General features: G+C 41.7%; 21 protein-coding genes. All 21 read left to right on the top strand.

The features are described 5' to 3' along the window. Positions 1-1,761, top strand: a complete 1,761-nt coding sequence (locus C5S62_RS09510; RefSeq protein ID WP_104405147.1) for a hypothetical protein — start codon at positions 1-3, stop codon at positions 1,759-1,761. Between the two features lie 2 nt (positions 1,762-1,763). After that, entirely contained in the window at positions 1,764-1,973 is a 210-nt protein-coding gene (locus tag C5S62_RS13625; protein ID WP_104405146.1) for a hypothetical protein, read from the top strand. 421 nt (positions 1,974-2,394) lie between these two features. Further along, the gene (locus C5S62_RS09500) at positions 2,395-3,117 is read left to right on the top strand and encodes a hypothetical protein (protein ID WP_104405145.1); all 723 of its coding nucleotides are present in this window, start codon (positions 2,395-2,397) and stop codon (positions 3,115-3,117) included. Further along, positions 3,101-5,302 carry an anaerobic ribonucleoside triphosphate reductase gene (locus C5S62_RS09495; RefSeq protein WP_104405144.1) on the top strand — a complete coding sequence of 734 codons (2,202 nt, stop codon included), beginning with the start codon at positions 3,101-3,103 and terminating at the stop codon, positions 5,300-5,302. Before C5S62_RS09500 ends, C5S62_RS09495 begins: the two co-directional genes overlap by 17 nt. Further along, entirely contained in the window at positions 5,295-5,789 is a 495-nt protein-coding gene (gene nrdG / locus C5S62_RS09490; protein ID WP_104405143.1) for an anaerobic ribonucleoside-triphosphate reductase activating protein, read from the top strand. Before C5S62_RS09495 ends, nrdG begins: the two co-directional genes overlap by 8 nt. A gap of 184 nt (positions 5,790-5,973) precedes the next feature. Next, complete coding sequence (locus tag C5S62_RS09485; RefSeq protein WP_104405255.1) at positions 5,974-6,447, top strand: hypothetical protein; 474 nt, start codon at positions 5,974-5,976, stop codon at positions 6,445-6,447. A gap of 14 nt (positions 6,448-6,461) precedes the next feature. Beyond that, on the top strand, positions 6,462-7,865 hold the full coding sequence (locus C5S62_RS09480; RefSeq protein ID WP_104405142.1) for a hypothetical protein: 1,404 nt from the start codon (positions 6,462-6,464) through the stop codon (positions 7,863-7,865). A 72-nt stretch (positions 7,866-7,937) separates the two neighbouring features. Next, entirely contained in the window at positions 7,938-8,987 is a 1,050-nt protein-coding gene (locus C5S62_RS09475) for a metallophosphoesterase (RefSeq protein WP_104405141.1), read from the top strand. Between the two features lie 2 nt (positions 8,988-8,989). After that, complete coding sequence (locus tag C5S62_RS09470; RefSeq protein WP_104405140.1) at positions 8,990-11,332, top strand: AAA family ATPase; 2,343 nt, start codon at positions 8,990-8,992, stop codon at positions 11,330-11,332. Further along, the gene (locus C5S62_RS09465; protein WP_104405139.1) at positions 11,304-11,792 is read left to right on the top strand and encodes a hypothetical protein; all 489 of its coding nucleotides are present in this window, start codon (positions 11,304-11,306) and stop codon (positions 11,790-11,792) included. The genes C5S62_RS09470 and C5S62_RS09465 overlap by 29 nt, the downstream gene beginning before the upstream one ends. A 229-nt stretch (positions 11,793-12,021) precedes the next feature. Then, positions 12,022-12,672: an RNA polymerase sigma factor gene (locus tag C5S62_RS09455; RefSeq protein ID WP_104405137.1), complete on the top strand. Its 651-nt coding sequence runs from the start codon at positions 12,022-12,024 to the stop codon at positions 12,670-12,672. Next, on the top strand, positions 12,626-13,216 hold the full coding sequence (locus C5S62_RS09450) for a hypothetical protein (protein WP_133159558.1): 591 nt from the start codon (positions 12,626-12,628) through the stop codon (positions 13,214-13,216). The genes C5S62_RS09455 and C5S62_RS09450 overlap by 47 nt, the downstream gene beginning before the upstream one ends. Next, on the top strand, positions 13,200-14,546 hold the full coding sequence (locus C5S62_RS09445) for a DnaB-like helicase C-terminal domain-containing protein (RefSeq protein WP_104405135.1): 1,347 nt from the start codon (positions 13,200-13,202) through the stop codon (positions 14,544-14,546). The genes C5S62_RS09450 and C5S62_RS09445 overlap by 17 nt, the downstream gene beginning before the upstream one ends. 14 nt (positions 14,547-14,560) lie before the next feature. Beyond that, positions 14,561-15,592 carry a toprim domain-containing protein gene (locus C5S62_RS09440; RefSeq protein WP_104405134.1) on the top strand — a complete coding sequence of 344 codons (1,032 nt, stop codon included), beginning with the start codon at positions 14,561-14,563 and terminating at the stop codon, positions 15,590-15,592. Beyond that, entirely contained in the window at positions 15,589-16,119 is a 531-nt protein-coding gene (locus C5S62_RS09435) for an NUMOD4 domain-containing protein (RefSeq protein ID WP_104405133.1), read from the top strand. The genes C5S62_RS09440 and C5S62_RS09435 overlap by 4 nt, the downstream gene beginning before the upstream one ends. Then, on the top strand, positions 16,103-17,836 hold the full coding sequence (locus tag C5S62_RS14075; RefSeq protein WP_104405132.1) for a PHP domain-containing protein: 1,734 nt from the start codon (positions 16,103-16,105) through the stop codon (positions 17,834-17,836). Before C5S62_RS09435 ends, C5S62_RS14075 begins: the two co-directional genes overlap by 17 nt. Before the next feature lie 2 nt (positions 17,837-17,838). Continuing rightward, positions 17,839-18,213: a hypothetical protein gene (locus tag C5S62_RS09425; RefSeq protein ID WP_104405131.1), complete on the top strand. Its 375-nt coding sequence runs from the start codon at positions 17,839-17,841 to the stop codon at positions 18,211-18,213. 1 nt (position 18,214) lies between these two features. After that, on the top strand, positions 18,215-19,540 hold the full coding sequence (locus C5S62_RS09420) for an ATP-dependent RecD-like DNA helicase (protein ID WP_104405130.1): 1,326 nt from the start codon (positions 18,215-18,217) through the stop codon (positions 19,538-19,540). Further along, positions 19,527-21,704, top strand: a complete 2,178-nt coding sequence (locus C5S62_RS09415; RefSeq protein ID WP_104405129.1) for a DNA polymerase III subunit alpha — start codon at positions 19,527-19,529, stop codon at positions 21,702-21,704. Before C5S62_RS09420 ends, C5S62_RS09415 begins: the two co-directional genes overlap by 14 nt. Continuing rightward, positions 21,701-22,222: a guanylate kinase gene (locus tag C5S62_RS09410; protein WP_104405128.1), complete on the top strand. Its 522-nt coding sequence runs from the start codon at positions 21,701-21,703 to the stop codon at positions 22,220-22,222. Before C5S62_RS09415 ends, C5S62_RS09410 begins: the two co-directional genes overlap by 4 nt. A gap of 1 nt (position 22,223) precedes the next feature. Next, positions 22,224-23,003 carry a PolC-type DNA polymerase III gene (locus C5S62_RS09405; protein WP_104405127.1) on the top strand — a complete coding sequence of 260 codons (780 nt, stop codon included), beginning with the start codon at positions 22,224-22,226 and terminating at the stop codon, positions 23,001-23,003. Positions 23,004-23,038: the final 35 nt, after the last annotated feature.

The following is a 23,038-nucleotide window of genomic DNA, read 5'->3' as shown; positions in this document are numbered from 1 at the left end:
ATGAAAGAATTTAGCGCACAAACCGGTGGACGTTACACCTATGCCGACGACCTGGAAAACCTTCAGGATTTGGCGTTAGCTTTTGCTCAGATTTTTGATGACTGTGACAATTTCATTGTAAGCGGTTGTGAAATTACAGGCAGTGCTATCAGTGCTGGCTATGTGTTCTTGAATGGAAAATTCCGCTATTTCTCAGGTGCTACAGGTATCACGTCATGGCCCCAGTACATTTATGAAGCCAATTTTACCGAAAATATGCCTTATGAAAGCGGTGGCTCAAAGGTTGGCCGTAATATTTATGGATGTGCCATAGGTAAGTCTGTCCCCGTAAAGCAAGACGAGCTCACTGGTAAAGCCCTTCAGTCTATTGCAATGCCTTCAACAGGCGGGCTACGCATGAAGGACGCCTTTATCGGTAAATACGCTCTTTTGCTCAATCCTGCAAGCAGTTCGCAAACTGTCAACAGTGTTGTGAATTTTGCCAAGGCAATCAATGCTAATGGCGATGTTACGGTCAATAAGAGTGTCACTATTAAATCTGGTGCAATCAAAGCAGAGATAAACTATAGCGGCAGTACGCTTAATGTCAAATACACCGGCAATACGAATAATTATCAATTGTCGTTAGAAGACGGCGTGGGTCTTCGCTTTTATGCAAATGGTACTTTGATTGCCACCATTGGAGCATCTGCTATAACTTTCAGCAAACCAGTATCAGCAAATGAGGGCATGTTTGGTGGGCTCGTACTGACTGCTAATAACTTGTATCAAGGAACGGCCAATGCTATTAGTGAGTTGGCTATCAATGTATGTGGTTATAACGGCGGTATCACCCAGTTCAGAACCACCCATATCGGAAATGGTAAGGGAAAAATTCTGTTTAGCATTGTCGGTTCTGAAGGAAGTGCCAATATATATGGCGTGACAAAAATAGAAGCTGGCGTTACTGATGGGTTAATCCTGAAAGCAAATGCTCAGAAAGAAAACAATAGTCTGACTAATGCTATTTCTTGGCGTGACTCACTCAATAATGTTATGGCCCGCATTGGCTTTTTGAGCACCACAGATCAAGTATTCTCTATTTCGGCACCATCATACAATCTCAGTATTATGGGCCACGCCAGCGTAAACATTGGTCCGGCTATTATGGAAGATGGCGTATTGCTTTCTGAGAAATACGTGCTGGCTACCAATTTCACTAAAGAATTGAATAAGAAAGCTAACACAGCAGATGTTTACACAACCACTCAGGCAAATGAGAAATTTGCGATAAAAGCCAGTGGGTTATCGCAGTTTGTATCAACAACTGTTACTGCGGCCGATTGCCGTTCTCATATAGGCGCTATTGGCAAAAACGACTTGAGCTCGTATGCAAAATTGTCAAATTGCCTTTCTGATATGGCAACAAGTGATGCACAGAAACAGAAGATCCGCAACAACATCGGAGCCGCTGGCGTAGGCGATTTCCAGCCTAAATTAACAGATTCTGGTTGGAAATGGATTAAGGATTCGCTGTATGTACGTCAAATTGGTAATATCGTGTGCATACAGGGTTCTACTAAAACAGTACATTCAGGCACAGTGTTTACTATACCAAACACTATAGCAGCCCCAAGTCATGCAGTTAAACATAGCATTGCTCTCTCCAATAAAAAATCCTGGGTATGCAAAATTGCAGCCGGTCAAAGGGCTTGCACAGTTGTCTATTGTGATGGCAGTTGTGGAAAATCAACAGAATTTTCAATCACTTATATGGTATAACAATGAAAACGTACAATTCACCCGCACAGGCTCGTAACTTGCGAGAAATTGAGGCCGCAGCCGCCTCTTCAGTAATTAACATTATTCCTACAATCAATGGCGACATTCAACCCGTACAAGCCGCAGAAGAAGGGGAAGAAAAGAGGACGGAAACCGAAACCGAAGCCCCAGGCAAAAAAACGCGGTCGAAAAAGAATACTAAGGAGGTTTGATGAAGTCCCTCTTGGCTATAATTTGCGATTGAACGCTCCATTAGAGTTCGACCTTATTATGCAAGTAGTCGGCTCTAATGGAGTCCCAGATGCAGATTTGGTGGAAGCCATTAGCTATTCATCCAAAAATCCATATTTCAGGACTGTGGATTTCAGACGAGTTCTGATTTTATATAGAAATGAAGGCTGTTATGCAGAACACCCCAAGAGACCGCCAAAGCCTCAAACTATTGTGGCTGCGATAAATAAGCGAAAAAATATGATGAAAGGATAATTTCAAGAATAGTCTGAAAATTGGTGCGAATGAGAAAATTGTTCGCACTTTTTTTCACGCTCTTGAAAATTTTTGATTAACTTTGCACCGCATTTCAAATTGACTTCGTACAGAATTTATTTATTAAAACTATGCAAACTCCTATAAATGAAGGATTTTACCGTGTCTGTACGAAAGCTTACAGACTTAGAACTTTTACAAGAGGCGTGTGCTACGACATTTTTGGGAACCAGTCATGCGACACTAAGTTCTCTTTATAAGTCTGAGCACTCTCCAGTACGCACTCAGCTATTTTGGATTAGCCTCAAAAACATTCCTCTTTACATTAGTACACACTTAATTCGTCACCATGTTGGTTCTGTTCCTTTTCAACTAACTTGTCGAGATGATAGAAACGGGGGCAACCCTGGTTTGCCCGGCAAGGTGGATTTAATTATTGAGCGTATCAGAGGATTGGTAGATACTTGGCATAATGGTGGTGCATTTATTAGCAACCATCAGCATGAGGTAGATGCAATCTATGAAGAACTGGAGTGGCTTAAAAATAATGCTGACAGAGAAACCCCAGTAAACCTCAGTCTATGTATCAATGCCCAATCATTGATTGATATGTCGAAGTTGAGATTGTGTACTGGATGTGCGTCTCCCGGTACTGTAACCGTGTTTCAGGCGATCAAAGAAGAGATTGTAAAAATTGACCCGGATTTGGCTTCAGTAATGGTTCGTAAATGCGTATATCGAGGTGGCATTTGCGGAGAGCCAAGATGCTGTGGGTTTAACGGAACTCAGAAATTCCGTGAAGAATTGTCTCGATATTTGTCAAATTTCAATCAAAAGCAAAAAGGGTTATTCCATGAAAACTGTAATTAAACGCGATGGCCGTAAGGTGCCGTTTGACCAGATGCTTATCACTAAGGCGATTCTCGCTGCGATGAAAGAAGTTGGTACAACAGATGAAGACTATGCAATCAAAATCGCTAACAAGATTGCAACCAAGTGCCCCAATGAAATTTCCGTTGAGGAAATTCAGAATCTGGTGGAAGAGAGCTTGATGGCTTCCAAATATAAAGATGTAGCGCGTGCGTACATTTGCTATCGTAATGAACGTAGTAAGGCCCGTCATCGTGAAAGCGACCAAACCATCCTCAGCATTATCGCTGCTGAAAAGAACGACATCACTCGTGAAAACGCCAACATGAACGCCGATACTCCTGCCGGCATGGTAATGAAAATCGCCAGTGAACGAAGCAAGGAACTGGTAGATGATTATCTTTTGTCCGAAGAAACAAAGCAAGTTGTTGCTGACAACATCCTTCATATTCACGACAAGGATTATCTGCCTACCAGAAGTTTGACTTGCATCCAGCATCCTGTAGATAAAATTTTGAGCGGAGGTTTTCAGGCTGGACATGGAGAATCACGTCCGGCTAAACGTATTGAAACCGCAAGCATTTTGAGCTGTATATCTATGGAGTCGGTTCAAAATGTCATGCACGGAGGCCAGGCTATTCCAGCATTTGATTTCTACATGGCACCTTATGTGCGTGTTACTTTTAAGGAAGAACTCAAGAAGTTGGAAACGGTTAATGAGGTTGACTTGTCCGAAGCCTATGATGCACCTTATGATGATTTCCTTATCAGACCTTTGGATGGTATGAAATCGTGGGAACGTATGGTACAGCACGCTATGAATGAAACTGTACGCCGTGTACATCAGTCTATGGAGGCTTTCGTACATAACCTGAACACCATTCATTCCCGTGGCGGTAATCAAGTAGTCTTCAGTTCTGTCAATTACGGTACTGATACATCGGCAGAAGGCCGTTGCGTAATCCGTGAACTGCTGCTGACTACAGAAAAGGGAATTGGCAACGGCTCTACTGCTATATTCCCTATCCAAATTTGGAAAAAGAAACGGGGTGTAAGCTATCTGCCTGGTGATCCAAACTATGACCTTTACAAATTGGCGTGTCGCGTAACGGCCAAACGCTTTTTCCCGAACTTTGTTAATCTTGACGCGCCGTTCAACCAGCATGATAAATGGCGTGCAGACGACCCCAAACGCTACATGTATGAAGTAGCCACGATGGGATGCCGCACCCGTGTATTTGAAGACCGTCATGGCGAGAAGACTTCTGTGGGTCGTGGCAATCTCAGTTTTTCGACTATTAACCTTCCAGGCATCGCTTTGAGTGTTCGAGATATAGAAGATGAGAACGAACGTATCATCGCCTTCTTCGATAAGCTTAATAAAGCGATGACGGTAACGGCACGGCAGCTACTCGACCGATACGAGTTCCAGTGCACCGCTAAAGCCAAACAATTCCCATTGTTGATGCAGGGTTTATGGGTCGGTTCTGAAACTCTTGGTCCCAATGATGAGGTAAGACCAGTACTTAAACATGGTACCTTGGGAATCGGTTTTATTGGCCTTGCAGAATGTCTTGTAGCACTCACGGGTAAGCATCACGGAGAAAGTGACGAGGCTCAGGAACTTGGCCTGAGAATTATAGGCGCTATGCGTAATTGCGCCCAAGCATTTTCCGACCATTACGATATGAATTTTTCTGTTCTTGCAACACCAGCAGAAGGTCTTTCCGGCAAGTTTACAAAGAAAGACAAGCAGAAGTATGGCCTCGTTCCTGGTGTGACAGACAGAGAATATTACACCAATTCAAATCATGTTCCAGTGTACTACAAATGTAGCGCTGCGCATAAAGCACAGATAGAAGCGCCCTACCACGAATTAACTCGTGGTGGACACATCTTCTATGTCGAGCTGGATGGTGATGCAACACACAATGTAGAAGCCGTAATGAATGTGGTGGATTTGATGGACAAGTTCAATATTGGTTACTGTTCAATCAATCATACCCGCAACCGTTGCCTTGATTGTGGATATGAAGATGCGCAAAAGGAACTTCATACATGCCCAAATTGCGGAGGCGATAACATAGATACCCTTCAGCGTATTACCGGTTATCTTGTAGGTACAACAGATCGTTGGAACTCTGCAAAACTTGCAGAACTAAAAGACCGGGAGACACATGAGTAATATACTATATGTAGCTAAGATTGTCAGCTCAACCTCAGTTGATGGGGTTGGGCTGCGCAATTCCCTGTATGTGTCTGGGTGTAATTTTCATTGTCCCGGATGTCATAACAAGGAATGGTGGCCATTGGAGTCTGGGCAGGAAATGACAATTGAGGAAGTTTATGCAGCTCTTAATGTTGACGACTTCAATATTTCCATTCTTGGCGGCGAACCTCTTGTGCAGTACCCAGCAATTCTTGAACTGTGCCGATCCATCAAAGAACGCACTGATAAAACCATTTGGATATGGACCGGATATGAAATGGCACAAGTTAAAAGCTTGTTTAACGACCTGATAAAATATGTAGATGTCATAGTTGATGGGGTTTTCAAAGAAAACTTGCGAGATGCGACACTACCATTTAGGGGATCGAAAAATCAGCGGATTTATGAGATTGTGCATAATCCGGAAATCCGCATTACTGATATATCTGACAGGTTTGATTAGTGTAATAAGCAAACACTTTCAAAAATAATCTTTTTAATATAAATGAAAATGTTAAATACTTGATTTACAGCAATAATGCAAAACATATTTTCAAGCCCTTGAAAAATTTTCGCCCAAAAATTTTGTTAGGTTGAAAAAATGTCTTAACTTTGCAGCGCAATCAATAATAACGAATGAATATGACATGATTAGAAGTAAGGGCATAGTCGAAGTCCATGAGGGTTATGCCGACACCAGCGAGCTTGAAGAGGCTGTGGACATTCTGCCAGATGGAGAATATGGTTATCTCCTGTTTGACAAGAACAAGAACCGCTCGCTACCTCAGTTGAAGTTTCTTTTTGGGTATTTACTGAAAACTCTAAGTGAAGAGTTAGAAGGCAACCCAGATCCGGAAGCACTATACAGTTATTTTGAAGAGCTTTATGCTCCGATTCATCGCTGCAAAATCCCAGGAGAGGCAAATGTATTTGAATACTTTGACCTTAAAAACGAACCAGCAACTGAGATGGATTATGTTATTGAAAAAATTATCCATCATGCCAAGACAGAATGGGGTATTGACCTGCTTTCCCGCGAAGGGATTAAAGCTGCTGAAGCAGCAGAACTTTATGCAGGTGCCTATGCTGATACTTGGAAGAATTATCAAAGGAAAGTCTAAAAGACAATTCTCCCATGATGGAACAAGAAAAAAAAGCACGTACACTCCATGACGTGTTTGCGGCATCCCAAGAAACATTTGATGACGCAAAGAAAAAGAGTGCAGAAGAGAGCAGCAAACGCGCCTCGTTTTTCCGTTTTGCCAAAGATGGCACTTATGCTATTCGTATTCTTCCTTTGGCACCAGTTCAAGACCAGGATGGTAACTTCTTACCGTTGGAACGTAAGGGCTATGAATATCCGCTTCGTTCCTTGATGCTCAAAATTGAGAACGACAAGAAGCTGGTGAAGGGTAAGCCGTCTATTACCTATGTTACAGTTTGTAACGCCAAGTATGCCTTTAAGGAAATCAACGCAGACCTTATTGACACCTATGTTTCTGTGGCATGTGAAAAGTACGCAGACGATGACAAGCTCTGTAAGAAGTTGCGTGAAGGCAGTTTTTCCGGTGGCTTGAAGTGGGATTCGCGTCGTTGCATGTATATCATCGACCTTGACAATCCCGGCGATGGCGTCCAAATCCTCCAGCTTTCTTATTCACAGTACAAAGACCTTGAAGAGCGCAAGTTGAACTTGTGGGGCAAACTGAACAAAAACGGAAAGATGGTGCCATGCCCTATTTCTTCTATTGACTCAGCTTATCCTGTTGAAATCACTCGTAAGACTGAGAATAACAAGCCGGCATACAGTTTCAACATCGACACCGTATCTGATAAGGATGTTCTGGACGAAGCTATCCTCCAGCAACTGATTGACATGCCTCGTCTCCCGGAGCAAATTTACCGTTACACTCGTTATCATTTGGAGGCTACTGTTGCTTATCTCAGCCAGCTTGATGAGAAGTTTGACATCGATGTGATGAGCGAAGATAAGGTTCAGAACTGTATTGACCAGATCAAGACCTTGCTGCCGGCAGACGATCAGTCTCACTTTACTCTTGGCGAGGGTAAAGAGGATGAATCTGATAGCGATTCTGCTAATGACATTGATTCTCTGTGGGCTCGTTACGATGCTCTTTGCAATGATGACCTCGATGACCAGACTGCTGAAGGACAGGAACTTCGCACTGACATTATGGCTTATATTGAAGCGCATAACCTTGACGTAAAAGTAACTCGTAAGAAATCCAATGAAGACATTCTGAATGAAATCGAGGATGAACTTGCCACAGCTGCCAACAATAGAGGTAATGAAGAAGAGGAAGAGGAGGAAAAGCCCGATCCTGCGCCTAAACGCCGTCAGACCCCTGTTGAAGAAGAGGAAGACGATGCAGAACCCGCTCAGCCAGCCGATGAGGAAGAGGATGATACGCCAGAGCCTGAACGTCCCCGTTCACGTCGTGAGCGCAATGATGACACCAATGAACCGGCTGCACGAGCAAGTCGCCGTGGATCCCGTCCACCCCGTCGTCGTGATTAAATAACAACGCACTTTAATCGAAATGTTCACCCAGTTAAATCTGGGTGAGCATTTCTTAAAACACAATTGATTATGTCAAAGAAATCTCCCTGTGCGTTGTTGATAAACGATATTCACGCCAGCAAAGATAATATAGCTGAGTTTCGCAAGAACTGGAATGAGGCTTTACAACTCTGCAAGCAGAACGAAATACAGTATCTGATTGTAGGAGGTGATATGTGGCTTTCACGCAGCGCTCAAACTTTGGATGTCCTTATGGCAGTCCGTTGGGCCATTTTGGAAGCCACAAAGCAATATGGGCTTTATGTTATTATCGCAGAAGGTAATCATTGCAAGGTTAATCTGGAAAACATGGAGGGTTACAGCCATGTGTTCTCTGACTATGAGAATGTGGAGGTAATCAATGACTTTACCGAGATTGATTTATCTGATGAACTCTCTCTGTATGTGATGAGCTATTTCCCCGAAAGCGGCTCATTCATTGAGAAATTAGATTCCCTTCAGCAAGAATATAACATTGACAGCCAGAAAAAGAATGTATTATATATCCACGAGGGAATACGCGGAGGCTTAGCTACTCCAAGTGATGATGAACTCCCGGCTAATATCTTTAAGGGTTTTGATTCTGTATTAGTGGGTCATTATCATAATCGTAAACAAATTCCTGGCACACAAATCGAATATATTGGCTCTTCTCGTCAACACAACTTCGGTGAAGATGAAGAGAAAGGCTATACTATACTTTACACAGATGGCTCTACTAAGTTTGTCAAGAACGAAGTGAACCAGCGATATAGGGTTATCGAAGTAGATGTAGCAGATATGGACGATGATTTTATGGAAATGCTGGCTAAAGTTAAGGCCGATAGTCGCTATAAAGTCAAAGTTCGCGTAAAATGTAATTCTGCCCAGTCGTCCTCAGTCAACAAGCAACAGCTTGCTGAAGCCGGCGCCAACAAAATTGAGCTTGTTACTGAACAAACGGAAGTTATGCACACCGATCATCAGAGCATCACACAGAAGTTTGACAAGTCAGGCATTAAGGAGGAGTACACTAACTTTTGTACTCAAAAATCCATCGATAATCAGCTTGGTCTCCACTATCTTGATAAACTGAAGTAAGTATGTGGCATCTGAAATCTATTCATGCTAAAAATCTTTGCTCGTTCTTGGAATTGGATTATTCTCCGAAACAAGGCGCAGCAACACTGATATTTGGAAATAACCTCGACAGTGATTCCCAGAACTCTAACGGCTCTGGCAAATCTGCATTGATAGAGGCTATTGCAATCGGACTTACCGGAGAGCCACTTCGCAAAGTAAACGCCGATGAAATTATAAATGACACTAAAGACGAAGCGACTATTGGCATCGTTTTAACCAATGATGTACTGGGAGAGCAAATGACAGTCAATCGCCGTCTTTCTCGTAAGCAGCCCCAGCAGATTCAAATTGTCAAGCAGTCAGGTCCATACGATACAGATACGGAAGAAATCAATCAGGCTACGGTTGCGGATTACAATAAGTATATCCTTGATCAGATTGGCTTATCAAAGGACGATATTTTTGGGAATTTCATCTTGACTGCCCGTAAGTATAAGTCTTTTCTTGCCAGTTCAGATAAAGAGAAAAAAGAGCTTATCAATCGTTTCAGCAATGGCGTTATGGTGGACCAATCAATTGAGGAGCTTCATGTCGATATGGAGCCCATTGAAGCAGAAATGAAAGAGGCAGACAAAGAAGTTGCGACTTGCACTGGCCGTGTTGAAGCATTAGGCACCGAAATAGAAAAGGCTATCAATGAATCTGCTGAGCGTAAGGCTTCCAACGAATCCCGCATTAAGAATTGGACTGAATTGATTGCTCAAAAACGGGCAGACATTCGTACAACTAATGATAACATCAACAAGATTGATGAAAGTCTTGGGAGGTTAGATGACCTTGATGCAGAAATGCAGGAACTCGAAAAAAGTGACAGAGGTGTCAAAGAATCCCTTCAGGTAATTGCAAATCAGTTCAAAACAAATGACCTTGCTTTAACAACAGATTATCTCCATGAGATGATTGTGCTTGACACTCAACTGGAGACCGCATCCAAAAATGCTAAAGTTTTGGCAGCTAAATCCAAAGAGCTCAGTGATGTGTTGGATGAACAAGAAAACGATTACAACACAACTCATGCGGAGCTTCAGTCTAAGCTGGAGAAGAATAGTGTCAATCGTGCAGAATGTACTGAGCATTTGGAGAAACTTAGTAAGGCTGTTAAGCGCCTTCAGAATAAAGCAGATTCGTTGAATGGTGATGAGCGTACAAAAAAACGCGAGGCCGCTTCTCTTGAAAATCAACTTGCCGGCGTTATTCAATGTCCTAAATGTAAGCACGAATTTACTCTCCATGCCCAGTTAGATATTGAAGCAGCCCGGAAAAATCTGAAATCAGTACAAGCCGCTATTGCTCAAATAGGCAAAGACCTCATTGAGAACAATAAGGAATATGACAAGACAGTTGCTGATGGAAAGAATCAACGGGACATAGAAACTGCGTTGAATAATGAGCGTAAACAAATTGAGCAGGATTCCGAAAAAGCGGATGCAACAATAAAGAAAGCCAGGCAAATTTGTTCGCAATGTGAAAAGGAGGTCGAAGAAGCTAATACCCTGCTTGCTACAATTAAAGACAAAATCTCAAAAATTCGTAAACGCATCTTTGACGAAGTGTTTGAAGTTATTGACAGTGCTTATAAGCGCCGTGAAAATCAAATCAAATCTTTAGAAGAGGATGTCAATACTATGAATGGCTCTATTGCATCCTACGAAAAGGCTATCGAAGATGCTCAGAACGCCTCAGAAGAGGATATGCTGGATTCTCTTAATAAGAGTCAAGCCGAGTATCAGAAAGCCCTCAAGAAAGCCGTAGAAGCCAAGAATGAGGTAGAGAGTAGGCTTAATGAGCTGAAAGCTCAAGAAGCATATTTTATTGAGTTCAAAACATACCTCGCCAATACAAAAATCAATGCCATTTCCCAAATTACTAATGAGTTTTTGGAAACCATTGGCAGCGATATACGAGTTGCACTTTCGGGATATACTATTTTGAAATCTGGAAAAGTGCGCGACAAAATTTCTGTCTCACTTCTTAGAGACGGGGTTGATTGTGGTTCATTCGAGAAATTCTCTGCCGGAGAACGTGTTCGAGTAGAACTTGCAAGCATCCTGAGCATGAATCAATTGACGAATCTGAATTGCGAAGATGGGAAAGGATTAGACCTTCTTATCGCGGATGAGGTTCTTGACAGCGCAGATGAGCAGGGACTCGCCAGCGTTTTTAAGGCACTCAACCAAACGCAAATCACTTCATTAGTGGTTAGTCATGGTTTGACCAATGAGGGCTATCCCAACAAAATTACTATAACAAAAAGTAATGGGGTTTCCTCAATTTATGAAGCAACAAACAACGACCACAACTGAGAAACTTACTCGTAATGAAGTGGCCGCACTCGACATCGCAACGCACACCGGCTTTTTCTGTTTGAATGAACGTGGCACATGGGATTTCACTGAATCTATGCGCCGTAACAACAACAAACAGCACAAGGCTTTCCGCGACACACTGATTGATTTTATCCAGCGTAACGGAATTAAGCAGATTGTGGCTGAAGATGTCAGTGTAAACAACCACTTCACTGATACACGCAAACTTTCAGAGTTTCGTGGAATTTTGTTTGAGGTGTGTGACACCCTCGACCTGCCTGAGCCCCATTTCATCAATCCGGCATCCCTTAAAAAGTTTGCCACTGGAGATGGAAAGGCTACAAAGGCAAAAATGATTGAGTTTTGTAAACTCAGATGGCAAATTGAGCCCGGCGATGATAATGAGGCCGACGCAATTCACATATTCTTCTGTTATATCAAGCGTTTTAACCTCTAATCATGCAGCCAGTTAATAATGTATTTCCAAAGGAAGTTAAGAAGCATAAGAAGGTTTTGAACAAGCATCTGAAAGAGTTCTATCAATTATTGGACTCCCAGCCCAAACCTTCAAATGAGACAGTACGAGCTGAGTTCATAAGACATGAATCAGAGTGGCGTGTACACTGTGTCACCCACCGTCTTGGGACACGTATAGCAGATTTGTTTAATGCTAATGTGTCGCTCGCATGGGAACAAAAGTACACTCTACCGAACAAAAAGTAGATGTCGATTGCCTTCCAGAAGTAATAGCCCGCAGAACAGCTCTCTTCAATCAATACGTTCTGCCCTTCTCCAATATGATATACAAATTATGTAAGGATTATAGTTGGAGCCCGCAAAATGTAGAAGAGAACTATTCTGAGGTTATGGTAAACTTCTATAGAAGAATAGAGACATACGATCCGAACCGACCAATAAGAACGTGGATTCACATTTGTGTCAAGCGTCAGGTCTGGGCTTGTGAACGACAAAGAAATGCCCACAATAATAAGAGCGACGACAATGATATTGATGATTATAGGGACGAACTGTTGAATGATGATCATGTCAGTGAAAATGTTTTGGGTGTAGATAATTGGCGTGAGCATTATAGTCCTGATATAGTTGAAGTCATTGACGAACTAAAGCCAAGATACCGAGACGCATTGATACTCCAGGAAGCTGGGTATTCACTGAAAGAAATTGCAGAGATGGAGTATGCTAAAGGTTCATTGAAAACTCTCAACATTGATACTATTAAAAGCCGGCTTAGGTTGGCAAGACAATATTTAAGAAACAACCTTACTAAAGATGGTCAACGAATACCTCATCAAACAGACCCTGAAGATGTTCCATGAGATTGCAGTTAAGCTCATACATCCAGGTTATCGGCTTCCGCAAGGCGGGGAACCGACAAGAGTTATGCGTACAGCTCTCCAACGGGTTGAAAAGAAATATGGCGCCCTTACAGCTCAAAGAATAGTTGATTATGTGGTGTGCTCATCCTATGCTTTCAAGGATAGGGGTGCAAATTGGAAATTGAACCAAGTATTTGGACCGAAGTCTCTTGAACGATTTAACTCCGATAAAGGCCGTATGTTCTTTGAAAACAAATGGCTGGAATCTGAAGATTTGAGTCGGTCGTTACTGCTAAATATGATTGTTGACCGTAGCGAACACCCCAAGGCAAAATTCATTTTTGTCTCCAGTGAGGAAGGCACTAAGCAAAGGCTACTTAATAGAGAAGTCGGTTTTGCTATCTGTCAAACCTCTACATTGGGGTGGTCGCCATTGTCAACAGCATGTTCGGAGTGCCACTTTGTTGCAAAATGTAAAACAGAAACTCAAAAAAAATATCCGGAAATCTTCCGATTAAGAATAGAATATGTCAGCAAACAATAAAACAAACGTCCTTTCGGAAGCTTTCATCGAAGATTTGTTTATCACATGTATAGAGGACAGTTATATACTTTCGATGGTATGCGAGCATTTGGAAGAAGAACATCTCCCAGATCGCAATACAGCAGCTGTTCTCAAAGCTTTTAAGGACTATTATAGAGAATATCGACGAGTGCCGAATTACTCAATTATTCAGCAAAAGCTCGCTGGCAAGAATGGTGCCCTCAGATTTTGGAAGGAAGCCTATGATAACGGTGAAGCATTGGCTACTGATGAATGTCTTGGCTTGCTCGAAGAATATCTAAAACGTGTTGAATTTCAGAAAACATATAAGAAAGCCGGTGAGGTTTATAATCGAGAAGGGTTAGAAAGTGCCCAACAACTGCTTGCAAAGCACGTGGATTGGATGCGTACATTCTCATTAACCGAATCAACTTATACCGATGTGATTGATACTTTTACAACACGGCATATTCAAAATCGTGCTAAAAACAATTCCCGTGGTACTATACGTGCTATCACACGCTTTTATATTGATGAGCTGGACAACCTTAACCAAGATAGGGATTTGCGTGGTCAACTTTCTTGTATCTTGGCTCCAACTGGTGTTGGTAAAAGTCATGCAGCTCGTTGGATAGGCTCACAGGCTTGTATTGACGGTTTTAACGTACTCCATTTCCAGTTAGAAGGTAGCCGAGAGGAAGTTGAAAACGCTTACTCTGCGGCACTTGTTGCTTGTAATGCCTATAGTTATGAAAAGGGCTTTATCAAGGATAAGGACATGGATGCTTTTACTAAAGAATTGGAAAGCATAGCCGGCAAATTGTACGTCAGAAGTTATCCAAAATTCAATCAGCATGTTTCCACTATCAATATCAAGGAAGCTATTGCTGAGTTTCGCAAGAACTATGGCGTTAAACCGGATATTATCCTCATTGATTCTATGGACTTATTGAACGATTCATCTGGTCGTAAGTATGGAGATAGCGGAGAGCGCCTGAAACGCATTGCTGTGGCAAATGACTTAAAGGATATTGCCAGTGAAGAAGAAGTCTGGGTGGTGACGACTTATCAGGCACGCATAGAAAACCCTGATTGGGTAAATGACGAAAAGAACGTATTAACGGAATACTCGTCATCGGAGGCCAAAGGAATCGCCCAGCCACTTACTCACTTGATTACTCTCAATCAATCCGCAAATGAGCGTCGAGAAAAGACAATGAGAATCCATATTGCCAAGAGCCGTTTCTTCCCCAAGGGAGATACATTCAAGATAGCTACGGATTATGACCATGAAAGGTTTTTCGACCGACAAAGAACAGCCAATCTTTAATATACGGAGGTGTTATGTATATAAGTAAGGAAGATAAAGAATACTTGATTCGTGAGCTTCAGGCTGAGCTTCACGCAAGGCTGGACGGCGGTCGTAAAAACCTAATAGTCCCTGAATGTATTTGGTGCGGTAAGACCGGTGGTAAACTTGGAATTTATGTTGGTCCTGAAAAGAATGGCAAAGTATTCGGTATGGCACATTGCTTTTCTTGTGGTAGAACTTGTAAGGACATTAACCGATTTGTAGAAGAAATTGGTCGGTCTGATTTACAGGTTAAGGACACAGCTAAATTTACTCCAGTAGAAGTACCGGAGTTCTTCAATCTGGAAGAGGATGAGATTGATGATGAGCTTGTGGTCGTAGAAATGCCAGAATCTTGGAAACGGTGTTTCAAAAACCCATATTTGAAATCTCGTGGCTTTACCACTGACGATTATGCCTATTTCCCTGTCGGGACAACTCGCGGCCTAAACTTTAAGTTTGACGATTATGTGGTTTTTCCGATATATGATGATGGCGATATTGTAGGATATGTCTCCAGACATGTATGGAGCAAACAAGATATTGATGAATACAACGACAAAGCAAAACGTAACAACAAATATCAGATTCGTCGATACAACAATAGTGTTGAAAATGATTTTGTCAAGCTCCTATACAATTATGATTCCATAATTGAGGATGAGACTGACACCGTGATATTAGTTGAGGGTATATTTGATGTCATTGCCCTTACTCGCAAACTGGATTTGTATGACAACCATCGTATAGTGGCAGTCTGCACATTTGGAAAGAAAATCAGCGATGCCCAGATTTATAAACTGCAAAGTAAGGGCGTCCACGACATCATCATAGGTTACGATACGGACGCATCAGACGCAATCAACGTGGCCGCAGACAAATTGAACGAGTACTTTGACAATGTAATGATTGCCAAACTCGTAGGTGAAGGTAAAGATTGGGATGAAAGTGATTTTTGGTCAATTTATGACAGCTTTGCTTATAATTTATATACACCCATAGAATATAAATTAGGTAATATATGAATGAAGAATGGAAAGCAGTACCGGGATATGAAGGCTTGTATGATGTATCTTCAATGGGGCTCGTGCGTAGTTTGGATAGATTTGTGAATAGCAATAAAGGAAGCCGGCGGCATAGAGGTCGCATTTTGACGCCTAATTTTAACCATAAATATGCCCGTGTGTCTCTATGCAAAGATGGGATTGTTACATATAAGAATATCCATAATTTAGTAGCTATGGCATTTTTAGATTATGACCCTGCTTCTGGATTAGTTGTTGATCATTTGGATAGCTGTAAATCTAATAATTGTGTTTCTAATCTTGAAATTGTTTCACAGCGCGAGAACATCAGAAGATCGTCAATAAAAGGAGAAATGAGTAAGCTGACAGACGAGCAAGTGAAAGAAGTTAAGAAATTGTATAAAACAGGTAAATACACTTTGGTTGATTTAGCTAAAAGGTATTGTGTATCAAGAATCACAATTTGGCGATATATCAATAATTGGTTTTACCGTAACTCTATTACTACACATGGCAAAATCAGATAGAATAATCGAATTGTATGAGTGGCTGGAGAAGAACAAAATTCAGTACACACAAATAGATGCAGAAGTTATTGATATTCCTGGGTTTGGTAAGGCGTATTTCCAAGACACCCAGCGTTCAACCTACAATTCAATCTTCCGCAAAGATACGGACGGTAACTTTATCTTTAATAGTTTGGTGCGTCCAGAAGAATTGCTGAATGATGGCATTGAGAATATCATTTTCAAATTCGGCGACAATTTCTACTATCACAACCTAAATCAAGATTTCAAATTGAATATCTTAAAGTACGTTGGTAAGCGGGCCCAGTTACAACATGACATCCCATTTGTAAATCTTGGGGTGCATACTCCCTTTGAACTCTTGAATGGCAGCTTTATGCCGGAGGAATGGATTCGTAAAGCGAAGTATTTAGGGCATACCGCATTGGGGGTATGTGACTATAATACTATGGCCGCTTGCTTTGTATTTCAAAAAGGTTGTGATGCTGCCGGAATCAAGCCTGTGTTTGGTTATTCCCTTACAGTTGAGGCTGATGGATTTAATTTTGGAGCAAAGATCTATGTTCAGACGCAACAAGGTTTCCGTAACCTGCTGAGAATCCAGAAAGCGATTATGGTAGATAATGTAGAAAACAAGACCATAGATATTTCAGAACTGCTTAATCGGGCAGAAGGCAATGCACTTGTGCTCGATAAATACGCACCAACTTCTTTCGTGGGTAACAAGCAAGTGGTTGAAACATTAACACAGGCGTTTGATCGCATTTTCTATCAAGTTGATTTATCTGAATACAAAGCTGAGCGCATTGACATCAAGGTTTTAGAAGCTGCTAAGAAATACTTCCATGAATGGTATGACGACAGCAAAATGCCACGCCCTGTACTGCTTAGCGATGCGTATTATCTTGACTCCGACGACGCCAAGAATAAAATAATTCTCAATAAGGTAGCAGAGGGTGCCGCACACGAGCAAAGCAGCGACCAGTATTTCAAAGACACTGATGAGCATTATGCTTTGTTTGAGGCCCTATTCGGAGAAGACTGGGATATAGAAGAATTATTCCGTGAATGTGCAGAAAATACGTTCATCATTGCAGACCATGCAGAAGGACGTATGGACACTACCAGAAACTATATGCCGAAATACGATATGACTCCGGAAGAACTGGGGAAATATGGCACCACCCATAATATGTTCAATCAACTTTTGGAGGAAGGACTTCAGTGTTTGGCCCCTAAAGATAAAATGGATCAGTATCGGAAGCAGATGGAGTACGAGAAATACATCATTGAATCTACTGATAATGTGGACTATTTGCTTGTGCAGTATGATACTTGCAACTGGGCTCGTAAGAACAACATTTTTGTGGGTTGTGGACGTGGCTCTGCTGCCGGCTCTCTGCTTCTTTATTTGCTGGGAATTACCCTCATAGACCCTATTAAATACAATCTCATCTTCGAGCGTTTCCTACTTCCTGAGCGTGCCGGACTGTCTCCAGCAGATACAACCATTATTGGTAACGACATGGATTCTAATCGTTATTTTGAGCTTACATTAGACAATGACAAAATCATCAAAGTCGATTACGATGCTGAGTTCATGGTTAAGCGGATGGGTACCGAAGAGCCTATCAGAATATATGCTGATGAACTCCAAGAGGGTGATGAAATCATCTTTGATAACAAAGACATTCTTTTTACAATCAACGAGTTATAATTATGAACAAAAACGAGATTTTATACAAGGAGTTTAAGAAAATGGTGAAATCATCGCCATATTTCTGTAAAAATCTACCTGTCGCAAATCACAGTACAAAATGTGATGCGTGCGGACACATGTATGATTATAGGTACGCTCCAATGGTTACAGATGAGCTTTGGCAACGCTTTGGTCATGGTGTTAAATTCATGTGTGCACATTGCATGGAACAAGCTAATAATGGCAAGTTAAGCATCGTCCAATTGCAACCGTCTTTAATGTCGATTAACTATTTATTTTGCAATGATTTGTATATGCCCGACGATGAAATGACGGCCAGCAAATTGATTGAGTTTTCCAAATTCGTTAATGACAGAATAGAAAAATACGATTGATATGGAATTGACAGATGAAATGAGTCGTGCGTTTCAAATTATAGAAGAAACGACAGACAGCCTCTTCATTACAGGCAAGGCTGGAACCGGGAAGACCACATTCCTGAAGTACATAGTTGAGAACACTCATAAAAATATCATTGTGGCTGCATCAACCGGGATTGCAGCTATCAATGCAGGGGGTGTGACATTACATAGTTTGTTTGGAATCCCGTTTGACTTACAAGGACCAAATTCGCCTATCAAAGGAAAACTGTATCAAGATAAGTTTGAACTATTCGGTAAACTTGATACGCTTATTATCGATGAAGCGAGTATGGTCCGGCCAGATGTGCTGGATTATGTGGATCGAAAACTGAGGCTCTACAGAATGAATGAACTTCCATTTGGCGGTATTCAAATCGTGCTGTTTGGAGACTTGTTCCAGTTACCTCCGGTTATAAAGAAAAATGAGGAAATCATTCTTCGACAGTGGTATCGTGGAAACTACTTCTTCTATTCTCATGCACTTAGAGAAGTAGGTTTTCAAATTGTTGAACTCACTAAAGTATTTCGTCAGAAAGATGAACGATTTGTTAATATGCTAAATCGCATACGAGAATATCAACTTCTTCCGATGGATATTGATGATTTGAGCGAACTGCGGGACAATCGAGAGAGCAAAGACTTCAATACGCAAGCTATTCATATTTGTTCATTGCGCCGCGATGCCGATAAAATCAATAGTCAAATGATAGGAGAAACGACACATTCATTTACAGCAGAGTTCAAGGATGCTTTCAATCCTAAAAATGCGCCTTGTGATTTGGATTTGAAGCTACGTGTTGGTGCTCGCGTAATGACTTTAGTAAACGATAACAGACAGGGGTTCTATAATGGTTCTATGGGCACAGTAACTGATATTAGTGCCACTAAAATTGGAGTAATGTTGGATGCCGGCCATCAGGTCATCATTGAGCCTTTCACATGGGTTGACCGAGAATATAAAGTTAATGGCAATGAGATTGAAACAATTGAAAAAGGAAGTTGCAGGCAATTCCCACTTACTTTGGGATGGGCAATCACAATTCATAAAAGTCAAGGACTTACCTTTGACAACGTGGTTATACATTGCCCCTATGCGTTTGCGCCTGGAATGTTATATGTAGCATTGAGCCGATGTACTTCGATGAAAGGAATCGTAACGGATTTTTTCATTAACAAAAGAGCCATTATTAAGGATAAAGAGCTCATCGCTTTTAACCACATCTGCCGGAATAACGGTAATAAGTTTAATCTTGACATATATCGCGCCATTTGCAAAAGTTTGAGCTATGAGGGTAACTAAAATACAAGAACATCATACGAAACATCCAGTCAAAGTACTGGACTGTTTCGTTGACTCCGGCTATGTAAAAACAGAGCACGGATCACTTCCTGACGTGGACAACGATTTCCAGTCAGACAAGCGTCAAGAAGTTAAGGAATACATAGAACGCCGTTACAATCACGATGGTAAGCAGCGCGTGTTTTCTGCCGGCACATTTACCACTCTAAAAGCCAAGGCGGTTATTAAGGATGTGGCTCGTACAATGCGCATCAGTCCTTCTTTGGTAAATTATCTAACGGCTATTATAGAGGATGATGGTGCCGATTATACAGAAATCTTCAAACTTGCGGCTTCTAACCGAAAGATTGCCAAATTTATCCATGACTATCCGCAACTGTTTGAAGACATACGCACTCTCATGTTTCAACCTCGCTCCAGTTCGGTCCATGCTTCAGCATTACTTGTAACTCCGGACGATATGGACGGCGAAGATGTGGAGTGTTTTGACTTTGTGCCTATTAAAAAAGTTGACGACATCCTTGTAAGTGAGAATAGCGGTTACGACCTCGATGAACTGGGCTTGCTCAAAAACGATTGTCTGGCAACTAAGGAGCTTTCCAAACTTCACCAGACTTTTGATCTAATCAATGAGCATTATGGTGCCGGCCTTACAATGGAGGGTGTAGTGGAAAGTGACTTGGCTAATGAACGTGCATACGAATTGTTACGCCAAGGTTGCACGCAGAATGTATTCCAGCTTTCATCACGAGGCATGACGAAATTTTTGGTTGAGATGCAACCCACTTGTATTCACGATTTAATTGCGGCCAACGCCCTGTTTCGTCCGGCGACATTGGAAAACGGTTCAACAGAGGCTTATGTTGACAGAAAAAAAGGACTGGTGGCGCCAACGTATCTTTGGGGTACTTATAACGCCCTGAATGACACATTCGGGTTAATTACCTACCAGGAACAAGTTGCCCAGATTGCTCGTGAAGTTGGCGGCTTCTCGTTAGGTGAAGGTGTAAAACTCGTAAAGTTCATCTCAAAGAAAAAGGCTGAGAAGATTCAAGCCATGCGTGAGAAATTCTTGAAAGGAGCAAAAGAGAACGGCTGTCCGATAGAAGATGCCATTGCTATTTGGCAACAGATTGAAGCGTGCGGTTCTTACCTCTTTAATAAATCCCACGCAACTGCCTATGCTGTTACCTCATATATCGGTGCTTTTCTGAAAGCACAATATCCAACAGCGTTTTATACGGTCGCACTGGAATGGGCTGATGACAAAGAACTTATACCTATCATGTCCGAAATGGAGGCTTGCAGCAACGCTAAGGTAGTGTCACCGGACATCAACAAGAGTGCGATGAGTTTCTATACGGACTATGAAACCAATCAGATATTCTGGTCGCTTTCTCGTATTAAAATGGTTGGCACAAAAGCGGTTGATTGGATTATCAACGAGCGCAACAAAAATGGTGAGTTTACCAGTATTAACAACTTCATTGAGCGCATATTCAAGTATAAACTCAAGAAATATCAATACTGGGATGATCCAGACAATGAAGATGAGGTACAACGATGCCCAGTCAATGCCCGTCATGTCCTCAATCTTATCCTTGCTGGATGCTTTGACAAGATAGAAAACGCACTGTCGGTAGTTGAAAGATATGCAATTGTGGAGAAGGCTGCGGAAACCCTTGGGTTTGAAATCAAACAAAAAGATTTCCCCGATGACTTACGCAACAAGCACTATTTCTGGTCTCAGCAACAAATTAAAGTGTCCGGTCTCGGAGCCATTGATTATAAACGAATCTACGACAACAGTGCGATTAAAGAACAGATTCGTGGTCGAGCAGCATACACTACGCTTAAAGACTCCTTGAGTGAGGATAAAGATGGTAGAAAGGCTGCTATTGCCGCTACCATAGTAGAAATGGAGGAAAAGAAGTTCACCAGTAAGAAAACTGGGGAGCAAGAGGTGTTCTGCAAAGTCACCCTTCAGCAGAATAACGATATGGCAGAATTGGTGATATGGCCTGAAGAGTATCGTAATGCTCGTGCCTTACTCATTGGCGCCAAGAACAAATTGATAATCTGTATGGCTACCGTGAAATACAGTGACTACGTTGGCCATAATAATCTCCAACTCACTCGTAACAATTTTATTGAGATAATATGAAACCGTTGATTATTTGTATTGTAGGAGCATCTGGAAGTGGTAAAACAACCGCTTCCATGATTCTCCAACAACAGTTGGGATGGACTGCTATTGCGTCTTATACGACACGCCCTATGCGTAAAGGAGAGGTAAATGGAAAAGACCATTGGTTTGTTAAACCAGACCAAGTACCTCCTCAAAGTCGAATGTGTGCTTACACAAATTTCGGAGGTTATGAATACTGGACAGAGTGGGATCAATTCCTTACGCTCTTTCCCAGTGTGTATGTAATTGATGAAAAGGGGCTCATAAATTTACAGAGTAAAGAATCTACTCCTTTCCCATTCTCTCTGGTGACAATCAAGATTAAGCGAGATAATTTGAAAGACATTGACGATAAGCGTAAAGCGCGAGACAATGACCGTATCAACATCCCAGATGAACTATATGATTATGTCATCAATAACAATGGCTCGATTGAGAATCTTCGCGCCACTCTTTATTTAACAGCACAGTGTATAATTCAAAAACATCAATAATATGGCAGCACCTAAAGAAGAATCCCCGGTATTGGTAGCGTTTACCCTGGACTTTGAGACCGGCGGTTTGAAATGTCAGACATCGGCTTGTACTCAGATAGCGGTACATGCCACTCGACTCGATACTTTTGAAAAGATTGGCACATATCAAAGCTACATTGCTCCTTATAACCGTAAGGAAATAGCCGGCGCCACCAAAAAACGCAAAACATTAAAGTCAAAATATGACAATGATGATGCAGTAGCAATGGACTATGAGGCAAGAGCGTTGGAATATTCAGCTATCACTATGGATATGCTGGAGTCCTATGGCAAACCCATTGAAATAGTGGCACAGGAGGTCCTTCAGTTTATGATAGACAATACGCCTAAGTGTCCTAAAAACATGAAACCATTTTTGATAGGACAGCATATCGCATTTGACGAGGGGTTCCTTTGCCAAATGTTCGAGTACGCTGGCCTTATGAATGAACTGAAAAAGGTTCTCCGGGGAGATGAGGATTTCTACGGAAACTGGCATCCGCTCTATGTAGATACGATTGTACTTGGGCAGCTTGCGCTATGTCATTTACCTAATGTCAACTCATACAAACTGGAAATCATGTGTGAAAATCTGGGAATTGAATTGGATGATGCCCATGATGCAGACGCAGATGTTTCGGCTACTACCAATGTCGCCGCTGTTCTCACTCAGCGTATGAGAAGTATAGGTGGTGAATACGAAGGTGAAGAACTTGCAATTTCAAAGGCCGAAAAATCACGTAAACACTTCAAAATATAACCCGTTGGCGGAATTAATTTAAGTTGATAAATATG

The organism is Prevotella sp. MGM2 (genome assembly GCF_002933955.1).
Lineage (GTDB): Bacteria > Bacteroidota > Bacteroidia > Bacteroidales > Bacteroidaceae > Alloprevotella.
The sequence above is the reverse complement of the archived record's forward strand: the minus strand, read 5'-3'. Positions and strand labels throughout refer to the sequence as shown.